The sequence below is a fragment of the Synechococcus lacustris Maggiore-St4-Slac genome (assembly GCF_024345595.1).
GTDB classification, from domain to species: domain Bacteria; phylum Cyanobacteriota; class Cyanobacteriia; order PCC-6307; family Cyanobiaceae; genus Synechococcus_D; species Synechococcus_D lacustris.
On sequence record NZ_JAGQBK010000024.1, the window covers coordinates 1 to 18,189 of the forward strand.

Here is an 18,189-nt window from a genome sequence, read left to right on the forward strand (position 1 = left end):
AAGAAGGAAGGTCAATCGATCGTTTTAATGATGCTGCCTACCTCGCTGCAAATCCTGGCGTTGCGCAGTCTTACCTTTTCCGTGATAGCGCCGCCGAACATTTCATACTCTATGGCTTCAAAGAGGGCCGCGCTGCAACGATCTATTAAAATCATTTTTCTAGTGCTTCTGCGCAATATTTTTTTTAATAGTTGACGCAAAACTTCTTTGCGCTAGCATAAGGAGACTTCTAACTTTCAAATGCTTAGTTTTTCATTTAAAAAATTAAAATTTTTCCGGGCAATCCTCGCGATCAGCTTTGCCTTTACCTTGATTATTGGCAGTTGTGTTAATGCATCTTCCGCAACCACTCGTTTTGTTATGCCTGCAAACCATAAGGCCCATGAATATATACCCATTGAAAAACAACCAATTTATGAGAGTCTTATAACCCAACAAGAAGATGCTGAAAAATCACTCATACTCGAAGCAACCTACGCAGCACCATCAGCAACAGAAACGTTTGTAGATTTTTATACTCACTTAACAAGCGTTTACGATCACCTAATCCCCTATTACACCGATCCATCAATTTACAAAACCAGTGGGGCGTTTTGGTCTAGTAAAGATAAAGAAAATTTCAAAAAGTATGGAGTAATCTTGCAGGATGCTTCATTGGCACTTGATACAAGTAATATCATCGAATCAATAAGGCCTCAAGTAGCTGCCCATCGTGCCATTCAGTTAAAAGAAATTTTCGACTATATCTTTAAACATTCAACTGAACCAATAAGCTTGGAGGACAGCGGCCACGCGATAGGCCAAATTCAAAGTGATCCTAAATCTGGAGTGGTTGAATTTCCTCAATCTCCACTGGTTCTAAGTAGCCATAGAACACCTCAATCCGCTCCTGAATCAACAAGCAAAACAGGTGAAAAAGAAGGGTTGTATTTATTTACAACTGAAACTGTAGATTTCATACCAGGTTTATACGACTTAATCAAACAAGATATTCCCACTACCTCTGATGTTCGCGAAAGTAGATTTTACACTCCAGGTTTTTACAAATTAATCACAGAAACCCCCGGTCACCTTATTGCACCAAAGTGGTACCTTAATCTTCCCGCAAATATTAAGTCTATTGCAGATATCGCTTTTGGAGAGAACACACTAATCCAAATACTGTTAGCGGTAGCTTTTACTCTTATGTATTTAATATTTACCACTTTAATCGCAGCGCCTTTCCTTAAAACATATAAACGTAAATTAGATTCCGATTCCGATGAATACATATCAAAACTTTGGGTGTCTCTTCAAGATCGTGAGGCTTGGATCCGCTTATTTTTAGCAATCATATTTGTAACTGCTACCAGCATTACTCTTTCTCAAGGGATTATTGAGTATGCTAATATCACAGGCTCTCCATTACTTGTATTTACTGAGGTATTCAATTTTATATATTACCTTGGCCTTAGCTTTACATCATTCATATTATTTGAACTTATCGGTAGAATTTCCTGTGATTTAATTGTTTCGATTTCACCAAACCGTTCATCCGTTGATCTTAAGTGGATATCAGGTTCGATCATGCCAGCTTCGAGGCTCGTGGGAATTGTATTTTCAACTTATTATATTTATCAACTTCTTATCTCATTTGGATTGCCGCCTTCCACAATCCTTGCCTTCTCTGCCGTGCCTGGTTTAGCAATTGGTTTAGGTGCATCTAAAATGCTTTCTAATCTTATTGCTGGCCTAGTTATCCAAACAGATCGGCCGATCAGAGTTGGAGATTTTGTAGATATTGGTGGCACTAATGGATTTGTTTCCCAAGTTGGTTTGCGTTCGATCAAGCTCGAAACAATATCAAGCCTAATAACTTTACCAAACGCAAAGGCAGACGAATCCAATATAAATAATTACATGCTCACCGAAAAAGATAGCAATGGGAATACTTGCAGAGTATATTTAATTAATTTAAGTTCATCTCAGCAACTTATTCACTCCCATGAACACATTTATAAAATTGCAGACGAACTTAAAGCCCACCTCAGCTCAGAACCGTTGATCAAGCGTTATGTTTTGATTGCCAAGCCAGCGGTTATTGATGCCCCAGCTAAATTTGTATGTAAAATATTTACAACAGCAACAAACTGGGTTGAGCATGATGCAATAGTTACTAATTACAATAATCTTTTCGCTGCTCTAGAAGTTAAATATCCTGGCAGGGAGCCTGGTCCTGAAAAAATATTAATGCTTCAACCCAGCAGCTGAATGCTTTTGTTTCGCCATATCCCGATGGCACTAACGCATAGAAAAATGTATATTGGTTTTTCCCCATATATACTATAAATGCTGATATTTTTATTTCTCGATAGTTTCATTGTTGATATTTTCGATTTATCTGCTTTTAATCTATTTATCACCAGGCCGCTTGGATCCACCACCGCTGTCGGGCCAGTATTAGCAACACTCAAAAGCCACTTAGATGTTTCGATCGCTCTTAGCTGAGCCAATGCTAAAAATTGCTGCTGCAATTGCAACGGATATGGATCAAGGTTTGCCACAGCTAATAACCATTCTGCCCCTTCCCTTGTGGCCGCAGCAATGCTTGCGCCATCGGCTAATTCATAACAAATAATCCCGGCTATTGGTCCGATTGGATTTGGTAGATTCAGCAGCCGTGAGCCACTTCCAGGCTGCAATCCTCCTACAGCTGAAAGTCCGCTCCACTGCAACCATTCACCCCCCGGTACCCATTCCCCAATTGGCACTAATCGATGCTTATCAAGCCAACTTTTTGGTTTTAGATTTCCTGCTGGAAACCACAACAAGCTGCTGCGATCTTCAATTCCATCACGCCTAAAACCGCCACTAATTACAGCTACATTTTTTGAATTGGGTTGTTCGCCTTCAGGTAATGCACCCTCTGGTAGCACTACAGCTGCAGAGCCATCAGCTTCTGCTTCCAGAATCGCATCGCCGAGCAAGTATCGCTGCCTTTGTTGCATCTCCCATTCAAATTTTTCACGGGTGGGTAATGCCGGTTGCACCACCTCCAGCTGCAATTTTTGGCTGCTATCCACATCACTATTAAGAGCAAGGGCAGCAGCGCCAAGCCCATGGGCTGTAAGCACCACAAACAGCAGCAAGGGCCAGGCTTGCCGCCACAGCAACCAACTAATTAACAACTGCATAGCAGCAACTAATCCAGCCCCGCCAAATGCCGCCAAGCCAGCCAGGGGCCTATCTCCTGGTAATGCAGCAGCACCCAAACCAAGCCAAAACAATGGGCCCTTGGCAAGTAGCACTTCCGTTAGCCCCCACAACAGGGCCGCAAAACAGGCGCTCGATAGCCGGCTTGGCCCCAGCCATTGCAGTAATCCACACCACAGGGCCAACAAAGCAGCCCCCGCCAGGCTGCATAAACCAAGCAAAAGCAGCACCAAAGGCAAACTCAAAACAGCAGGCACCCCCAACCAGGTAAGTGGATGCAAGGCCAGTAGCCAGCGATGACTCACCAGCACCGCCGCCGCACCCCAAACGGCACCACCCCTGGGCCCGAAACGCCAAAGCGGCAGCAGCGCAATCCACAACAACCAGGGCCAACCCAGTGGTGGCAGGGCAACACCAGCCAACGCACCCGCCCCTAGGGGTAGCCATCCCCACCATTTTGAAATTATTAGCCAATCCTTAAGCAGATTGCCCCCATTCCTTAGCCCGCTATCGAGGTATTGCTTCATACATTTGCCAGTGTTCTCCGATGCATCTGAGCATGGTTGCCAGTCGCGACAACTTAGGCCTCAGGGAATTGCTGGAAAGCAGTTTTAGTAAACGCAACCTAGTGCCAATGCCGGCAGGTAGCCCCATACCCCTGCTTAAAGATCACGTATGGCTCGTGGTGCGCGGCATGACCAAACTTGTTACCTCTTATATGAGTGGCGATGAAGCCCTCTTGGGTTTAGTGGGGCCAAACGAACCATTCGGCGAACCCCTCAGTGCAGTTACCCCATACGAAGCCATCACCCTCAGCGAATCCGATCTGCTCTGCCTGCGTTGGGATGAATTACTAGATGATCCAAACCTAAGCAGGGCGATGCTGCTGGCCATGGCCCGTCGCTATCGCCAAAGTGAAGCCCTACTGGCCTTGATGGGTTTACGGCGGGTTGATGATCGCCTGCGGGGTTTCCTGGAGCTGCTCGCCCACGACTACGGCCAACCCTGTGAAGGTGGCAGCCGCATTGGCCTGCGTTTAACCCATCAGGAACTAGCCAGCAGCCTTGGCACCACCCGGGTAACCGTTACCCGCTTCATGGGTCAGCTGCGCGATGAGGGTTGGTTGTTGATGGAACCCGGTCGTTTTCTGGTGGTTAAGAGCAAAGCCCGCTAAACCGCTTAGAGAAGCGCCAGCCCCATGGAACCAGCAAATCCCCTGCAACAACTTTTAGTGCGGGGCCTTGGCACCACCAATTTGGTGGTTGAGCGCCTGCGGGCCGTTACCCAAAACTGGGTGCTGAGCGGCCGCCTGGATCCAAACCAAGCCACAGCCCTAGTAGATGAAGTAACAGCGGCCATGCGGGGTGAAAATCCCGATGTGGAAAAACAAGCGGAACGGCAACTGGAACGTAATTTCGATAATTTCCTCCAAGATGTGGGCCTAGCCCGCCAAAAGGAACTGGATGAACTGCGCGGCCGCATCGATCGCCTAGAGCAGCAGCTGCGCCAACAGGCCTGACAGAATCCCCACAGATCACCCCAAGTTATGCGCGAGATCTTGATCAGTTCAGCCGTGTGTGTTGCCTGCCTATTGGTGGCCCTAGCAAGCCAGTTGATAGCCCCCACGCCCATGGTTAACGCAGCAGCTCCTATGGCCCAAAGCCGTGCTGCCTTTGAATTGGATCCAAACGACCCAAACCCCCTTCTTTTTGCCATGGCACCCGATAACACTGAAATTGCCAAAGGCAAAGCCGCCGACCTCCTTGGTGGCGACGACCTGGTAGCAGCCAAGGAACGCACCACCCCTTCAGGTTTAAAAATCACCGACCTAGTTATCGGCAGCGGCCCTGAGGCCAAAAGTGGCGACAAGGTTTCGGTGAACTATCGCGGCACCCTCACCAATGGGAAAGAGTTCGATAGCAGCTACAGCCGCAACGAAGCCTTTAACTTCCCCCTCGGAGCTGGCCGGGTTATCCGCGGTTGGGATGAAGGGGTTGCTGGCATGAAAGTGGGTGGCAAACGCAAGCTTGTAATCCCCCCAGATCTGGGCTACGGCGAAAGGGGTGCCGGCGGCGTGATCCCCCCCAATGCCACTCTGATTTTTGAAGTGGAACTGGTGAAGGTAGCCCCTTAGGCACATAAAGAAACCAAACCCGATCGTTAAGATCTAAACGTCTTCCCCAGCTTTAAACATGGCCCACAGTCTTCCCACCCTGCCCTACGGCCTCGATGCCCTCGAGCCCCATATTTCAAGGAGCACCCTTGAATTTCACCATGGCAAACACCACGCCGGCTACGTAACCAACCTGAATAAATTGGTTGAGGGCACTGAGCTCGCAGATAAAAGCCTGGAAGAAACCATCACTGCCGTAGCTGGTGATACCAGCAAAGCTGGTGTGTTTAATAACGCCGCTCAAGTTTGGAACCACAGCTTCTATTGGCAGTGCATTAAGCCAGCAGGTGGCGGCATGCCAAGCGGTGCCCTAGCCGAAAAGATCAATGCTGATTTCGGTAGCTTTGAGAGCTTTGCCGAACAATTTAAAACCGCCGGTGCCACCCAATTCGGCAGTGGCTGGGCCTGGCTGGTATTGGATGCAGGCAGCTTGAAAGTAACTAAAACCGCCAATGCAGATCTGCCTTTAGCCCACGGCCAAAAAGCACTTCTAACCATGGATGTGTGGGAGCACGCCTATTACCTTGATTATCAAAATCGTCGCCCTGATTACATGGCAACTTTCCTTGATAAACTAGTTAACTGGGATTTTGTTGCCGCTAATTTAGCAGCTGCTTAATAATTCTCACATCTAGCTGAATTAAGTACCGCTTCTGGTGGAATCCACATGGCATCACCATAGGAAAAGAAGCGGTACTTTTTTTCAATTGCCTCTAGATACAATGCCATTAACCGCTCGCGGCCAATCAGGGCACTAACTAATAACAACAGCGAACTTTTTGGCAAATGAAAGTTCGTGAGTAACCCTTCAACAACTTTAAATTTATATCCCGGTTGAATTACTAAATCCACTGGCCCGCAGTGGGGTTTAAGCAACCCTCCATTCAATTGAGCTACCGCTTCAAGGCTGCGCACACTAGTGGTGCCAACAGCTATCAACCTGCCGCCTCGAGCCCGGCAAGCCGCAACGGCAGCCACCAAATCCGCTGTTACCTCAACCCATTCGCTGTGTAATTGCAGCCCACTAAGGTTTTCTATCTCAAGGGGCCTAAATGTTCCAAGGCCCACATGCAAAGTAATGCTGGCAATTTCCACACCGCCAGCTCTAATAGCATCTAATAATTCATCACTTAAATGTAAACCAGCGGTTGGGGCCGCCACCGCCCCAGGCCTAGATGCGAAACGGGTTTGATACCGCTCATCATCGCTGGCATCCTGTTGATGGATGTAAGGGGGCAATGGCATCGATCCATATCGCACCAGCAGCGGCTCTAAGGCAGCAGCATCAATGCATTCGCTTGGAAATTGCAAAATGCGCCCACCGCTTGCCTCGTTGCAGCCCAGCACCTGCAAGTGTTGGGGCGGCTGATCTGGCGCCTGCAACTCCAGCCAATCACCGGCTTTTAATTTTTTGGCCGGTTTAGCAAGGCATATCCACTGGCCGCCGCCTAATGCTGCCGGCTCCAACACCAAAAGCTCCACCAAACCACCAGTGGCACGGCGTGCCTTAAGGCGGGCCCGCAAAACCCTTGTGTTGTTAACAACTAATAAATCACCTTTACGCAATTGTTGCGCCAAATCCCACACCTGCAAATGGCTACAACCCTGGCCGCCGCCCTCCACCTTCAGCATCCTGGCCCGATGGCGGGGCTCCAGGGGCCGCTGGGCGATCGCATCAACAGGCAATTCAAAGTTATAACTCGAGAGCAATTGGTCTTGATTTAATTGCTGCATAAACTTAATTACTGGATCAAACAAATAAAATCTATTTATTTAAATAATATCGAACAACCGTAAATACCCGGTTGCGCTGATCAACAAGAGCCTGGCGCATATTGATGGCCCGTTGATTTAAAAGCAGGCCATCAAATGGTTTACGGGGGATGGCCATGGGCATCACAATCGTTTGCAACAGCTCTGGATAGGCGTCTTCCTCGGCTTCAACGCAATCCACAAATGGTGAAACTAAAGAGGAACCAGGGCTTTCCATAATGCGTAATTCCAAGCCAGGGTTAATGCCAACAGCCGCAATCCAGGCCGCCTCTATCTCAGCTGCATCCTCCTCGTCTGATTTAACCCACACTCCAAGCACATGATCAGAAATAGCTGCGGCATAGCGCAAGGCATCAAGGGTTGGTTCTGTGATTGAAGGCACCCAAACTATGGAGCGATTACCGATTGGTTCCGTGCGTTTTGGTAAACACAAATTCGCCCTATAGCCCTCGGGCAATGCCATCGCCCCGTAAACCTCCCGATAGCGGCGCCTAACCCCAGCTAAAAGCAACACAATTAGTGGCACAGCAACTACAACAGACCACGCTCCTTCATTGAATTTACTAACAATAATCACCAGTAAAACGAGGAATGTTGTTAATGCGCCAAGGGCATTCATCAGTGAATGCTGTAGCCATGCTTCACCCTTTAAGCGCCACCAATGGCGCACCATACCCGCCTGGGATAATGTAAACGCCGTGAATACACCAAGGGCATACAGATTAACCGCCATATTTGTATCACCTTGGCAAATAACAATCACAAGGCCAGCTGCTAACAATAAAAATAAAATGCCATTTTGAAATACCAATCGATCACCAACCCAGCCCATCTGCCTAGGCAAAAATCTATCCTTTGCCAGCAATGCTGCCAACCGAGGGAAATCAGCAAATGAAGTATTAGCAGCAAGGGCAAGTATCAATAACGTAGCTATTTGCAAAGCCCACAACAAAATACTGCCCTCTCCAAATACGCGGCCGCCGATTTGGGCCATCACAGTTTGGTTGGGATTTGGGGCAATGCCATAGGCATAACCCAAGGCGCTAACGCTGAAAAACATCAGCGAAAGTATCACCCCCATCACCACCATCGTGAGCCGTGCATTGGCAGCAGCCGGTGCCCTAAATAACTTCACCCCATTGGAGATGGCCTCAATGCCAGTCATGGCAGAACAGCCAGAACTAAAGGCCCTCAGTATCAAAAACAAACCCAATGGCTCCAATGCTTTTATCGGTGGCGGTGGATCAGCATGGAAACCATGGCCAAAGGCCAAATTCAGCACACCCGCTATGGCCATAAGTGCCACCATCACAACAAAGGCATAGGTGGGATAAGCAAATAAGCGGCCTGCATCCTTAACGCCCCGCAGATTTGCCCAACCCACCAACACCAGCAATATCAATGAAAAGCTCACCTCATGGGGCAACAGTTGGGGCACCAGGGAACTGAGCGCTTGGGTGCCTGCCATCAGGCTCACCGCGGCGGTGAGCACGTAGTCGATAAGTAGCGAGGCCGCTGCCACCAGAGAAGCTGTGGTGCCAAGGTTTTCCCTCGCAACCACATAGGAGCCACCGCCTTGGGGGTAGGCCTCAATCGTTTGGCGATAGGAGAGCACCACAATTGCCACCAAGGCAATGATTGCCAAGGTGATTGGTATCGACAGTTTTAAAGCGCCATTGCCCGCCAGCACCAATACCCCTAGGGCAGCTTCCGTTCCATAGGCCACCGATGACAATGCATCGGACGAAAGGATTGCAAGTGCCTCAAAGTTGGGCAGGGTTGCTGCCTCCGTTTGATGGCGCTGTAGTGGCTTACCAACAAGTGTTTGCAGCAAACGTAAAATCAAATCAGCACTCCTTTAAAGGGCCAGGCTTTCTGGATCGTTTTCAATTAATAGGGCTAGATCTTTAAGGAACGCAGCAGCATCTGCCCCGTAGATCACCCGGTGATCAGCGGTGATGTTTACCTGCATTTGAGCTTTAACTGCAATTGAACCGTCGCTGTTTGCCACCACCACAGGCCTGGATGCTCCCACCGCCAAGATCGCACCAGTGCCCGGGGGCAAGATTGCATCAAATCGATCAACTCCAAACATCCCCAGGTTGGAAAGGGTGAAAGTGCCGCTGCTGTATTCCTCTGGCTTGAGTTGTTTTGTGCGGGCCCTAGCTACAAGATCAGCCCAGTTGCGCGAAAGGCTATAGAGATCAACTCGATCCGCTTGGGCTAACACGGGCGTAAGCAGCCCGCCACCTTCCATGGCCACCGCAACCGCAACATTTATCGCTGTTGGGAAGCTGGTGCCAGCGTCGCTGTAGGCGGCATTCAGCTGGGGATGGCGCACCAGGGTGAGGGCCACTGCCTTTGCTAAAAGGGCAGTCATGGTTACGCCTTTTGGCTTTACTTGTTTATAGAAAGCGTCAAGTTTAGTAGTGGTAATTGTGTAACCAACCCGGAAGCTTGGGGTGGCCAAGCTGGCCATCATGTTGCGATTTACCGCCTGCTGCAGCGTGCTGAAGGGTTTTGTTTCACCTGGAGCAGCCACAACAACTGCGGGCAGGGGCACAACTGCTGCTGCTGCTGGAGCTGCTGATGCTGGAGCAATGCTTGGCACCTTGCCGGCTGCTTTTTCCACATCTGCCGCCACCAAACGGCCATGGGGACCACTACCTTGCAAGCCCTCAAGCTTCACACCAAGCTGTTGGGCCAGCTTGCGGGCCCTGGGGCTAGCAATTACACGGTTGCCCCCCACAGCGGCAACCTCTGCTATGGGTTCAACTTTTACTTCTGGTGCCGGTGTAGGGGGTGGAACTGCAGCTGGTGGTGCTGTTGCTGTTGGAGTGGCTGTTGGAGAAGGAGTGGCTGTGCCGTTAGCCCGCAAATTTTCTAATTCCGCTTCTGTTTCCACCACCAAGCCGATCGTTTCACCCACCGGGGCGGTGCTACCAGCAGGCAGTAGCACTGCCCCAAGGAAACCCGCCTCAAACGACTCCACATCCATATCGGCCTTATCCGATTCCACCACCAGCACCGATTCACCCCGTTCCACCCGATCGCCAGGCTGCTTAAGCCATTCGACGATTTTTCCCTCAGTCATCGTGGAACTGAGGGCCGGCATGAAGATCTCGAAGGTTGCCATCCGCTGCTTCAGCACTGCGTTTGGCGGATCCTATCGCCGCAGCTCAAGCACCTTCGCTAAGCGACTCCACCACCCCATCTCTCACCACGATTGAGGCTTGTAATTTTTCAACCAAATTGTCGCCCACCTCAACGGTGCAGCTGCTTTCCAGCTGCCCCTGGTCAACGATTTGCTCCATTTCAAGCCCTTGCACACTCACCTGTTGATCTAACAAGTTGCGTTTTTGTTCCTCCAGTTCAGCCCGCTTAGCTGCCACCTGTTGCTGCACCCCAGCAACTTGTTCTTGGATGCGGGGGTCGAGGGGATTTGCACTCTGGCGGCGAATTTCATTCACCACCTCTTGGCCCTCCTGCTCCAACTGGGCCAACTGTTGATCTGTGGTGGAGATCGCCTGGCTGATTTCACGCTCGGCCTCTTCCTTCCAGCGGGGCGTAACCACAGCCCGAATCGTGATGTTGCGTTTAATCGAGAGTTGATTTGCCATGGCTGGTGGAATTCCGACGCCCAAGCCTCTCAGCCTGCGTAGATCTGGTCAATCGCCGCAGCATCCCTTTCGGCAATTCGATCGCGTTTTTGCTTGAGGGTTTGAGTGAGCAAACCGTTTTCAAGGCTGAATGGTTCCACCAGGGCAACCCCCGCCAAACGTTCCTCCCCGCGGGCGCCACGGCGCTCTGAAAGCAGCTTGTTTAAGCGCCTGGTGAGCGCCTTTAGCAGTGAGGCCTGATCATGCAGGCCCTGCGCCAAGCCAAAGGCCTGCAGTGCTTCCTGCCTAGGCACCACCAATGCCCCTAATTGACGTCGGTCCTGGCCCACCACCATCACCTGTTCCACCAGCTCAGATGACGCCAATTGATCCTCAAGGGGACCCGGTTCAATGTTTTCGCCAGAACTGAGCACGATCGTGTCTTTTGCCCTTCCGGTGAGAAATAAGGAGCCATCGGCTAGCAGCAGCCCCAAATCGCCGGTGTTAAACCAACCCTCAGGGTCTAAAACCGCTGCTGTGGCCTCGGGGCGCCCCAGGTAGCCAGCCATCACCTGCGGTCCGCGGGCTAGCACTAAACCCCTTTCACCCCAATTCAAAATCGGGCGCTCCCCAAGGGCAGCGGTGCTTTCAACTGCCACAATCCGCAGTTCCGTGCTGCCCAGTGGCCGGCCGGCACTGGCGGTGCGATTGGCCCAAGCACGGCGGCAGGTGAGCACGGGGCTGGTTTCAGTGAGGCCATAACCCACCAATAGCTGGATACCGATTGCAGCAAAAAAAGAATCGATGTGTTTGGGCAAGGCGCCACCGCCACTGATGGCCGTTAACAAACTGCCGCCAGCTAGCTGGCGCCGCACCGCAGGCCAAAAAAGCAACGCCGCCAATTGAGCTGCCGGCCAGGTGGCAAGCGCCTTAAGCAGGCCCATCAGCCTTGCCACTAGGGGCTGGGGCATTTCCTGCAGGTTGCGATAACAACGCCAGCCATTCCCATGGGCTTCTGCGATCGCTAGGGCTTTAGTGAGCAGTTGCCGCCGCAGGGGTGGCATGGCCTCAAGGGCCGTGCAAAAACCAGCATGGATTGATTCCCACAACCTCGGCACGCTGATCATGTAGTGGGGCCGCACCCGCTGCAGGTCGCTGCGGAACTGGCGGATATTGGTGTAGCTCTGGCTGCAACCGCGGGATAGCAACAGATAACCGGCACTGCGCTCATAGGCATGCCATATCGGCAAGATGCTCAACACCCGATCGCCTGGCCTGGGATTAACAGCTACCCCAAGGCTGCGAATTTGATGCAGCAAATTTGCTTGGCTAAGGGGTACCCCCTTGGGGCGGCCTGTGGTGCCAGAGGTGTAGAGCACCGTTGCTAAACGGCTAGTTGCTGCTTCAAAAGGTTTGTCACAGCTGGCACCAGCGCCAAGGGCAAGGAAATCAAGCCAGCTGTAAACCGCTGGCAAATTGCACTCTTGTGCATCAAAACCTTGTTTTGCCAAAGCTTGTTCCGCCACTGCTTCCCCATGGAGCAGCAACACAAAAGCGATCTCCTTTAGATCGCCAGCTCGCGCCAAAGCTCGCAACAGGCTGGGATCTTCCAACACCAAAGCCTTGGCCTTGGCATCGCTGAGAATAAAAGCCAATTCTTCAACGGGCGCCTGGCTACCTCGCACCGCAGCTGCAGCCCCAAGCCGCATCAAACCTTGATCTGCCGCTAACCAGCGGGGTCCATTTTCAGCAAATAGGGCCAGCACATCTCCAGCCCCAACCCCTAAGCGCTGGAAACTCGCAGCCACTAAACCAATTTGGCGATGCAATTGGGCAAAACTGAGCTGCTCAGGTGCTGGCCCATGGGCTTGATCAAGGGCCAGCAGGTTCCCATGGCTTTGGGCTAAACGGGGCCACAAACCATCTATTCCCTGCAGATCTGAGTAATCAGGCTGAGCCGCTAGGGCCCGTTGGTCCTGGCGATCACCACTCCAGCGCACCCAGGCCAAGCCCATCTTGATCAATAAAGGTGAGCAGATTCTGCTCGCTGATTGGCTGCAACGAACGCCATTGCAGCCGATGGGCCAATGCATCGGCAAAAGGTTGTTGCAACTGGGCCACACTGCAACCTGGCCGCCATTGGTTCAGCCCTCCCACCGGCAGCTCTAAGCCACAGGGTTTGATGGCAGCAAAACCGGCCAACTCACAATTCACATTCAGGGCAACACCGTGCTGGGTAACCCAGCGACGGGCGGAAACACCAATGGCAGCAACCTTTTTGCCCTCAAGCCACACGCCTGTGAGCCCCGCCCGCCGTTCGCCAAATAAATCAAGTTGAGCCAACACATCGATTACCGCCCCCTCCAATTCACGCAGATACCAGTGCAAATCACAGCGATGGCGCTTTAAATCCAGCAGCGGGTAAGCCACCAATTGGCCCGGCAAGTGATGGGTTACTTCGCCACCGCGATCAAGCCTTACTAGGGGGGCCGGCGGTGTGGCGGGATCAAAGCCAAGAAATTGCTCAGATGCGCCGCGGCCAAGGGTGTAGCAAGGGGGGTGCTCAAGCAGCAGCAGCAGTTCTGGTATTTGAGCCTGGTTTTGATTGCGAATTAATAAGCGCTGCCATTGCCTCTGCCACTGCCATGCCTGTTCTAGGGGCACAAACCTAGAGAGAGCACAAAGGAATGCAGCCGGCAATACCCGATCCATGGCTTCCTCCATACATTGATAACACCCACCAGGAGGTCTACCCATGAAGCTTCTGATCCATGGCCGCAATCTCGAGCTCACCCCAGCACTGAGGGATTACACCGAAAACAAGCTCTCCCGTGCCGTGGGCCATTTCAATGGTTTGGTGCAGGAGGCGGATGTGCACCTTTCCGTAGCCCGTAATCCAAGGGTGCCACAACAAACAGCGGAGGTAACACTGTTTGCCGCTGGCACCGTTATCAGGGCCCAAGAACGCAGCGAAAACCTCTACGCCAGCATCGATCTGGTGGCAAACAAACTTGCCCGCCAGCTAAAGCGCCATAAAGATCGCCGCAGCGACCATCACCACGGCCCCAGCAGCCTTGAAGCGGAAGCAGTAGATCTCCAAGGCGACCTAACCGCAGGCCGCACACCACAGTTACCGGCCCCGGTAGTGCGCAATAAGTACTACGCCATGCCTGCGATGAGTGTGAACGAAGCAATCCATCAACTGGAGGTGATCGACCACGACTTTTATGTATTCCGTGAAAAGGAGTCGGGTCAACTCCAGGTGGTGTACCAACGCAACCACGGCGGATACGGTGTGATCCAAGCCCGCAGCTAAACCAGTTGCCCCCTTCCCAAAGCCCTGATCTCGCCCCGCTTATCGACCATGCCCTGCTGGATCCCCGCCAGGGCCAGCAGGCGGTGGAGCAATGCTGCCAAGAGGCTTTGCACTACGGCTTTGCCGGGGTTTGCCTTGCTTCCCGCTGGATGCCCCTAGGCCGCCGTTTGCTGGGGGATCGCAGCCCTAGCAAAACAAAATTGGTGAGTGTGGTGGGCTTTCCCTTTGGTGCCGTAGTTGGCGCAATAAAAAGGGTGGAGGCTGAATTCGCCACCGAAGCCGGGGCTGATGAACTTGATTTAGTGCCCGATTTTGCCCTGTTGATCGACGGCGAACTCACGGCCCTGCACGATGAAATCGCTGCAATTGTGGAACTGGGTTTACCGGTAAAGCTGATCCTTGAAGCCGATCAAATCAGCTCAAGCCAGCTAGAAGCCCTTGTGGAAGTGGCTTTAGATGCAGGCGTGGCCTATCTCAAAACCGGCAGTGGCTATGGCCCTGCGGTGGCACCAGCCCTGGTGGAACGCCTCAAATTATTGGCCAGGGGTCAAGCAAAGCTGAAGGCCTCAGGCGGCATTCGCAACCTTGAACAGGCCCTAACCCTTGTGCAGGCGGGCGCTGAACGGCTTGGCACCAGCCGTGGGGTAGCCCTTGCCAAGGAACAACGGGGCTGATGAATGAACGCCAGGTGGAGGGCCTCTGCCTGCAGGCAAGTGCCCTAGGCGAACAAGACCGTTTGCTCACCCTGCTAAGCGCCGAGGAAGGCCTGGTGCGCATTGCCGCAAGTGGTGCCCGTAAACCGCTCAGCCGCCTTGCTGCCGCCAATGTGCTCACCCATTTCAGGGGTGAAGTAAAGCGAGGCCGCAGCCTTGATCGCCTGGGCCAAATAAGCGTTTTCCATAGCTATGGCCGCCTTGGCAAGCACCTGGATACCTTGGCCGCCGCCCAATGGCTTTTGGAGCTTTGTTTACTGCTGGTGCCCCAGGGCCAACCCCTGGAAGGGTTTCTTGATCTGGTGTTACACCGCTTAGATCAACTAGAGCAATTGCTTGAGGCGCCAGCGGCCCAACGCCAAGCTGAAGCCCTTGCCACAGCCGTGCAAACAGCAGTGCAATTAATGCAACTGGCTGGTTATGCCCTACCCCTTAGCTGCGATTGCCGTAGCGGTGAGCCCTTGGAGCCCCCCCTTGGCAACTGGAGCTGGCGCTGCAGCGTGATCCCCGCCGAAGGCTTTTGCATTGGTCCCCAACCAGGGGCAGTGTTGCTGTTGAACGCTTCTGAACTGGCACTACTACAACGGCTGCCCCGCCCCCAATTACCCCGCTGCGGCGATGGCAGTTTGATGGGACCCGTTCCTGTGTGGCAAAGGCTTTTAACCCTGATCAGCTTTTGGTGTAGCGAACATCTAGGGCGCAGCCCCCGTTCCCTTGCCCTGCTGAGGCAGGATTAGCCGCAGGGCGGGGACAGATCAGCAGGTGAGCGAGCAGCAAAACAAACCAAATGGCCTAGAGGCCGTGCTGCTCTTGAGGGAGTTCAGGCTGCTTTGGCTTGGCCAAATTTTTTCGCAGCTAGGCGATAAGTTTTGGATCGTGTTGATGGTGTTTCTGATCGCCCAAACCTGGGCCCAGAGCACTGGCGTTGATAGCGGCCCCCTAGCGGGAGCAGCGGAATTAATTCGCGAACGGGGCCTTAGCTCAGGCTCAAATTTGGCCCCCGGCCAAGGGGCCAATGAAGCCCAGCTGATCACTTTGCTGGCCACAGGCATCTACGCCGCCAACACCCTGCCGGCAATGGTGCTTGGCAGCGTTGCTGGTGTATGGGCAGACCGCTGGCCAAAACGGGCTGTGATGGTGGCATCCAATGCCCTGAGGGCCTTACTAGCACTCGCTGTGCCTGTGATGTTGCTGCCAGGCCCCACCTGGCTGGGGCTCAGCTGGGGCTATTGGGGTTTGGTGGTGCTTACCTTCTTGGAATCCTGCTTTACTCAATTTTTTGCGCCGGCGGAACAGGCAGCCATTCCCCTTTTGGTGGATAGATCCCTATTGCTGCCAGCTAATTCTTTGTATACCGCCACAACCATGGCGGCCACAATCGTGGGCTATGCCATTGGTGAACCGGTATTACAGCTGCTGCACCAAGGCTGTTTAGCCCTTGGCCTGCAGGGGGGTGAATTCCTGTTGGTGCCCTTTGCCTACGGCGGCGCCGCCCTGATTTTGTTGTTTGTTAAACCAAATGAGCAGGTGCGTGAAAGCAGCGGCAATAGCGTTTGGCTGGATATCAAAGAAGGGTTCAACTTTCTGGCCGATCGCAGCAGCGTGCGGGGGGCTGTGCTGCACCTGGTGGTGCTCTACAGCCTGCTAGCAGCCCTTTATGTGCTTTCAATCAGCCTTGCTTCAAGGGTGGCGCAGTTGGGGCCCACCAAATTTGGCGTATTACTTGCCATGAGTGGCCTTGGCCTCGCCCTTGGCGCCCTGCTGGTGGCACAAATGGGCCATAAATTCCATCGCCGCTCACTGGCAAGCGTTGGTTTGGGCACCATGGGTTTTTCATTGGTGCTACTGGCTCAGTTGAAGCCCTACCTGTGGCCCACCCTGCTGCTTTGCTGCGTTTTAGGAGTTGGGGCTGCCCTGCTTGGCATTCCAGCCCAAACCACCATCCAGGAAGACACACCTGAACATCTGCGGGGCAAAGTTTTTGGCCTGCAAAACAATCTTGTGAATATTGCCTTGAGCCTGCCTTTAGTGCTGGCTGGGGCCTTAGTAAGCAGTGTGGGGCTGAAACCAGTGCTGTTGATGTTGGCCCTGATCCTCTTTGCCGGAGTGCTGCTCGAGCGCCCCTGGGGCATAAAACCCATCGACCGCTGCTAATTTTCTTAGCTGGAGTGCCCTTGCCGTTGAATGCGTATTGCCTGGCTTGGCAAAAAATCACCCTTTTGCGGGAATGTTTCCTATGGCCTTGCCGTAACTGAGGCCCTGAAGGAACGAGGCCATGGCATTAGTTTTATCCACTTCAACACCCCCAGCCTTCAGGCAAATTCAGAGAGCCACAACGATCAGGAACCGGAGGTAGCCCTGCCCTATCTGGTGAAATCCCAGATGTATACGATTCCATCACCGCGGGCTAGTCGCGAATTAAGGGAATCACTGGAGCGATTTCAGCCCGATTTAGTGCATGCAAGCCTCACCCTTTCACCGCTTGATTTCCGCCTGCCCGAACTATGCCAACAATTGGGTGTGCCGCTTGTAGCCACCTTCCACCCGCCCTTTGATGCCGGGCTGCGCAACATCACAGCCGGTGGACAACAGCTCACCTATCAACTCTATGCATCGTCGTTAGCAAAATTTGATCGGGTGGTGGTGTTTTCAGAGCTGCAGGCGGAGCTATTAATCCGCCTTGGTGTTGCTAAAAGCACCCTTGCTGTTATTCCAAATGGGGTGGATCCAAATATTTGGCGGCCTGGTGCTTCCCAATTAAGCGAACGCTTTAGAGGTAAACGGGTTTTCCTTTATATGGGCAGGTTGGCAACAGAAAAGAATGTGGAAGCACTGCTACGCGCCTGGAAATTAGTGCAACTGCCCGGCTGCGTTCTTGTGGTGGTTGGTGATGGACCGTTGCGCCAAGCGCTGCAAGCCAACTACAGCAACGATGATGTGATCTGGTGGGGCTACGAAGCAGATCAAGCAGTAAGGCTTGCTTTATTGCAAGTGGCAGAGGTTTTCATGCTGCCTTCCCTAGTTGAAGGTTTATCGCTTGCTTTGCTGGAGGCCATGGCCAGTGGCACAGCCTGCGTAGCCACCGATGCCGGCGCCGATGGCGAGGTGTTGGAGGGTGGAGCGGGCATTGTGATCAGCACCCAAGGGGTAACAACCCAACTGCGAACGCTTTTGCCAGTGCTGCGGGAACAACCGATCTTGAGCAGAGAATTGGGTCGCCGGGCACGGGAACGGGTACTGGAGCGCTACACCCTCAAGGGCAATATCGACGCCCTTGAACAGCTTTATACGGATTTGATTTCACCTATTCCATTAGCTGCTTAAAGGCTTTGGCAGCACTGGCTGAAAACTGCAGCGGGATCTGCAGCGGTTGTTATTGGTCTACCGATTACTAACTGGCTAGCGCCAGCGGCAAGGGCTTGG

The 18,189-nt window shown here is 52.6% G+C and carries 17 protein-coding genes and 1 pseudogene; 10 read left to right on the top strand and 8 right to left on the bottom strand.

Annotated elements, in window-relative coordinates; genetic code table 11:
* Window positions 1-240 precede the first annotated feature (240 nt).
* Window positions 241-2,250 carry a mechanosensitive ion channel family protein gene (locus KBY68_RS11350; protein WP_255097293.1) on the top strand — a complete coding sequence of 670 codons (2,010 nt, stop codon included), beginning with the start codon at window positions 241-243 and terminating at the stop codon, window positions 2,248-2,250.
* Here KBY68_RS11350 and lnt read toward each other — a convergent pair.
* Window positions 2,235-3,719 carry an apolipoprotein N-acyltransferase gene (gene lnt / locus KBY68_RS11355; protein ID WP_255097294.1) on the bottom strand — a complete coding sequence of 495 codons (1,485 nt, stop codon included), beginning with the start codon at window positions 3,717-3,719 and terminating at the stop codon, window positions 2,235-2,237. The two genes, KBY68_RS11350 and lnt, sit on opposite strands and share 16 nt — an antisense overlap.
* 20 nt (window positions 3,720-3,739) lie before the next feature.
* Here lnt and KBY68_RS11360 point away from each other — a divergent pair, with 20 nt between their 5' ends.
* From KBY68_RS11360 to KBY68_RS11375, 4 genes are read left to right on the top strand one after another with little or no spacing between them, the layout of a single operon-like run.
* Window positions 3,740-4,366, top strand: a complete 627-nt coding sequence (locus tag KBY68_RS11360; protein WP_255097295.1) for a Crp/Fnr family transcriptional regulator PtrA — start codon at window positions 3,740-3,742, stop codon at window positions 4,364-4,366.
* A 24-nt stretch (window positions 4,367-4,390) separates the two neighbouring features.
* Window positions 4,391-4,711: a phasin family protein gene (locus tag KBY68_RS11365; protein ID WP_255097296.1), complete on the top strand. Its 321-nt coding sequence runs from the start codon at window positions 4,391-4,393 to the stop codon at window positions 4,709-4,711.
* A 27-nt stretch (window positions 4,712-4,738) separates the two neighbouring features.
* Window positions 4,739-5,326: an FKBP-type peptidyl-prolyl cis-trans isomerase gene (locus KBY68_RS11370; RefSeq protein WP_255097297.1), complete on the top strand. Its 588-nt coding sequence runs from the start codon at window positions 4,739-4,741 to the stop codon at window positions 5,324-5,326.
* 58 nt (window positions 5,327-5,384) lie between these two features.
* Window positions 5,385-5,984, top strand: a complete 600-nt coding sequence (locus KBY68_RS11375) for a superoxide dismutase (protein WP_255097298.1) — start codon at window positions 5,385-5,387, stop codon at window positions 5,982-5,984.
* On the opposite strand, the gene queA is transcribed toward KBY68_RS11375, so the two are convergent.
* From queA to lipB, 6 genes are read right to left on the bottom strand one after another with little or no spacing between them, the layout of a single operon-like run.
* A complete protein-coding gene (gene queA / locus KBY68_RS11380) occupies window positions 5,981-7,099 on the bottom strand; it encodes a tRNA preQ1(34) S-adenosylmethionine ribosyltransferase-isomerase QueA (RefSeq protein WP_255097299.1) in 1,119 nt (372 codons plus the stop codon). The genes KBY68_RS11375 and queA overlap by 4 nt on opposite strands.
* Window positions 7,100-7,130: 31 nt before the next feature.
* Window positions 7,131-8,984: an APC family permease gene (locus KBY68_RS11385; protein ID WP_255097300.1), complete on the bottom strand. Its 1,854-nt coding sequence runs from the start codon at window positions 8,982-8,984 to the stop codon at window positions 7,131-7,133.
* Window positions 8,985-8,996: 12 nt separating this feature from the next.
* On the bottom strand, window positions 8,997-10,274 hold the full coding sequence (locus KBY68_RS11390; protein WP_255097301.1) for a dihydrolipoamide acetyltransferase family protein: 1,278 nt from the start codon (window positions 10,272-10,274) through the stop codon (window positions 8,997-8,999).
* 43 nt (window positions 10,275-10,317) lie between these two features.
* Complete coding sequence (locus tag KBY68_RS11395; RefSeq protein WP_106499103.1) at window positions 10,318-10,758, bottom strand: YlqD family protein; 441 nt, start codon at window positions 10,756-10,758, stop codon at window positions 10,318-10,320.
* 29 nt (window positions 10,759-10,787) lie between these two features.
* Window positions 10,788-12,752 (bottom strand): AMP-dependent synthetase/ligase, encoded by a 1,965-nt coding sequence (locus KBY68_RS11400; protein WP_255097302.1) that lies wholly within the window; start codon window positions 12,750-12,752, stop codon window positions 10,788-10,790.
* Window positions 12,721-13,461: a lipoyl(octanoyl) transferase LipB gene (lipB, locus tag KBY68_RS11405; RefSeq protein ID WP_390623231.1), complete on the bottom strand. Its 741-nt coding sequence runs from the start codon at window positions 13,459-13,461 to the stop codon at window positions 12,721-12,723. Before lipB ends, KBY68_RS11400 begins: the two co-directional genes overlap by 32 nt.
* 31 nt (window positions 13,462-13,492) lie before the next feature.
* Here lipB and hpf point away from each other — a divergent pair, with 31 nt between their 5' ends.
* From hpf to KBY68_RS11430, 5 genes are read left to right on the top strand one after another with little or no spacing between them, the layout of a single operon-like run.
* The gene (gene hpf / locus KBY68_RS11410; protein ID WP_255097303.1) at window positions 13,493-14,053 is read left to right on the top strand and encodes a ribosome hibernation-promoting factor, HPF/YfiA family; all 561 of its coding nucleotides are present in this window, start codon (window positions 13,493-13,495) and stop codon (window positions 14,051-14,053) included.
* A gap of 5 nt (window positions 14,054-14,058) precedes the next feature.
* Window positions 14,059-14,727: a deoxyribose-phosphate aldolase gene (gene deoC, locus KBY68_RS11415; protein WP_106499106.1), complete on the top strand. Its 669-nt coding sequence runs from the start codon at window positions 14,059-14,061 to the stop codon at window positions 14,725-14,727.
* Window positions 14,724-15,503: a DNA repair protein RecO gene (recO, locus tag KBY68_RS11420; protein ID WP_255097305.1), complete on the top strand. Its 780-nt coding sequence runs from the start codon at window positions 14,724-14,726 to the stop codon at window positions 15,501-15,503. The genes deoC and recO overlap by 4 nt, the downstream gene beginning before the upstream one ends.
* 25 nt (window positions 15,504-15,528) lie before the next feature.
* A complete protein-coding gene (locus tag KBY68_RS11425) occupies window positions 15,529-16,920 on the top strand; it encodes an MFS transporter (protein WP_241536983.1) in 1,392 nt (463 codons plus the stop codon).
* A 30-nt stretch (window positions 16,921-16,950) separates the two neighbouring features.
* Entirely contained in the window at window positions 16,951-18,090 is a 1,140-nt protein-coding gene (locus KBY68_RS11430; protein ID WP_106499109.1) for a glycosyltransferase family 4 protein, read from the top strand.
* On the opposite strand, the pseudogene KBY68_RS11435 reads toward KBY68_RS11430, so the two are convergent.
* A pseudogene (locus KBY68_RS11435) lies at window positions 18,087-18,189 on the bottom strand (orotidine-5'-phosphate decarboxylase); the annotation flags it as partial. The gene KBY68_RS11430 and the pseudogene KBY68_RS11435 overlap by 4 nt on opposite strands.

Excerpts from the sequence above, each read along its gene's own strand:
- KBY68_RS11350 (WP_255097293.1), top strand. The coding sequence starts at position 241 with ATGCTTAGTTTTTCATTTAAAAAATTAAAATTTTTCCGGGCAATCCTC.
- lnt (WP_255097294.1), bottom strand. The coding sequence starts at position 3,719 with ATGAAGCAATACCTCGATAGCGGGCTAAGGAATGGGGGCAATCTGCTT.
- KBY68_RS11360 (WP_255097295.1), top strand. The coding sequence starts at position 3,740 with ATGCATCTGAGCATGGTTGCCAGTCGCGACAACTTAGGCCTCAGGGAA.
- KBY68_RS11365 (WP_255097296.1), top strand. The coding sequence starts at position 4,391 with ATGGAACCAGCAAATCCCCTGCAACAACTTTTAGTGCGGGGCCTTGGC.
- KBY68_RS11370 (WP_255097297.1), top strand. The coding sequence starts at position 4,739 with ATGCGCGAGATCTTGATCAGTTCAGCCGTGTGTGTTGCCTGCCTATTG.
- KBY68_RS11375 (WP_255097298.1), top strand. The coding sequence starts at position 5,385 with ATGGCCCACAGTCTTCCCACCCTGCCCTACGGCCTCGATGCCCTCGAG.
- queA (WP_255097299.1), bottom strand. The coding sequence starts at position 7,099 with ATGCAGCAATTAAATCAAGACCAATTGCTCTCGAGTTATAACTTTGAA.
- KBY68_RS11390 (WP_255097301.1), bottom strand. The coding sequence starts at position 10,274 with ATGGCAACCTTCGAGATCTTCATGCCGGCCCTCAGTTCCACGATGACT.
- KBY68_RS11395 (WP_106499103.1), bottom strand. The coding sequence starts at position 10,758 with ATGGCAAATCAACTCTCGATTAAACGCAACATCACGATTCGGGCTGTG.
- KBY68_RS11400 (WP_255097302.1), bottom strand. The coding sequence starts at position 12,752 with ATGGGCTTGGCCTGGGTGCGCTGGAGTGGTGATCGCCAGGACCAACGG.
- lipB (WP_390623231.1), bottom strand. The coding sequence starts at position 13,461 with ATGGAGGAAGCCATGGATCGGGTATTGCCGGCTGCATTCCTTTGTGCT.
- hpf (WP_255097303.1), top strand. The coding sequence starts at position 13,493 with ATGAAGCTTCTGATCCATGGCCGCAATCTCGAGCTCACCCCAGCACTG.
- KBY68_RS11430 (WP_106499109.1), top strand. The coding sequence starts at position 16,951 with ATGCGTATTGCCTGGCTTGGCAAAAAATCACCCTTTTGCGGGAATGTT.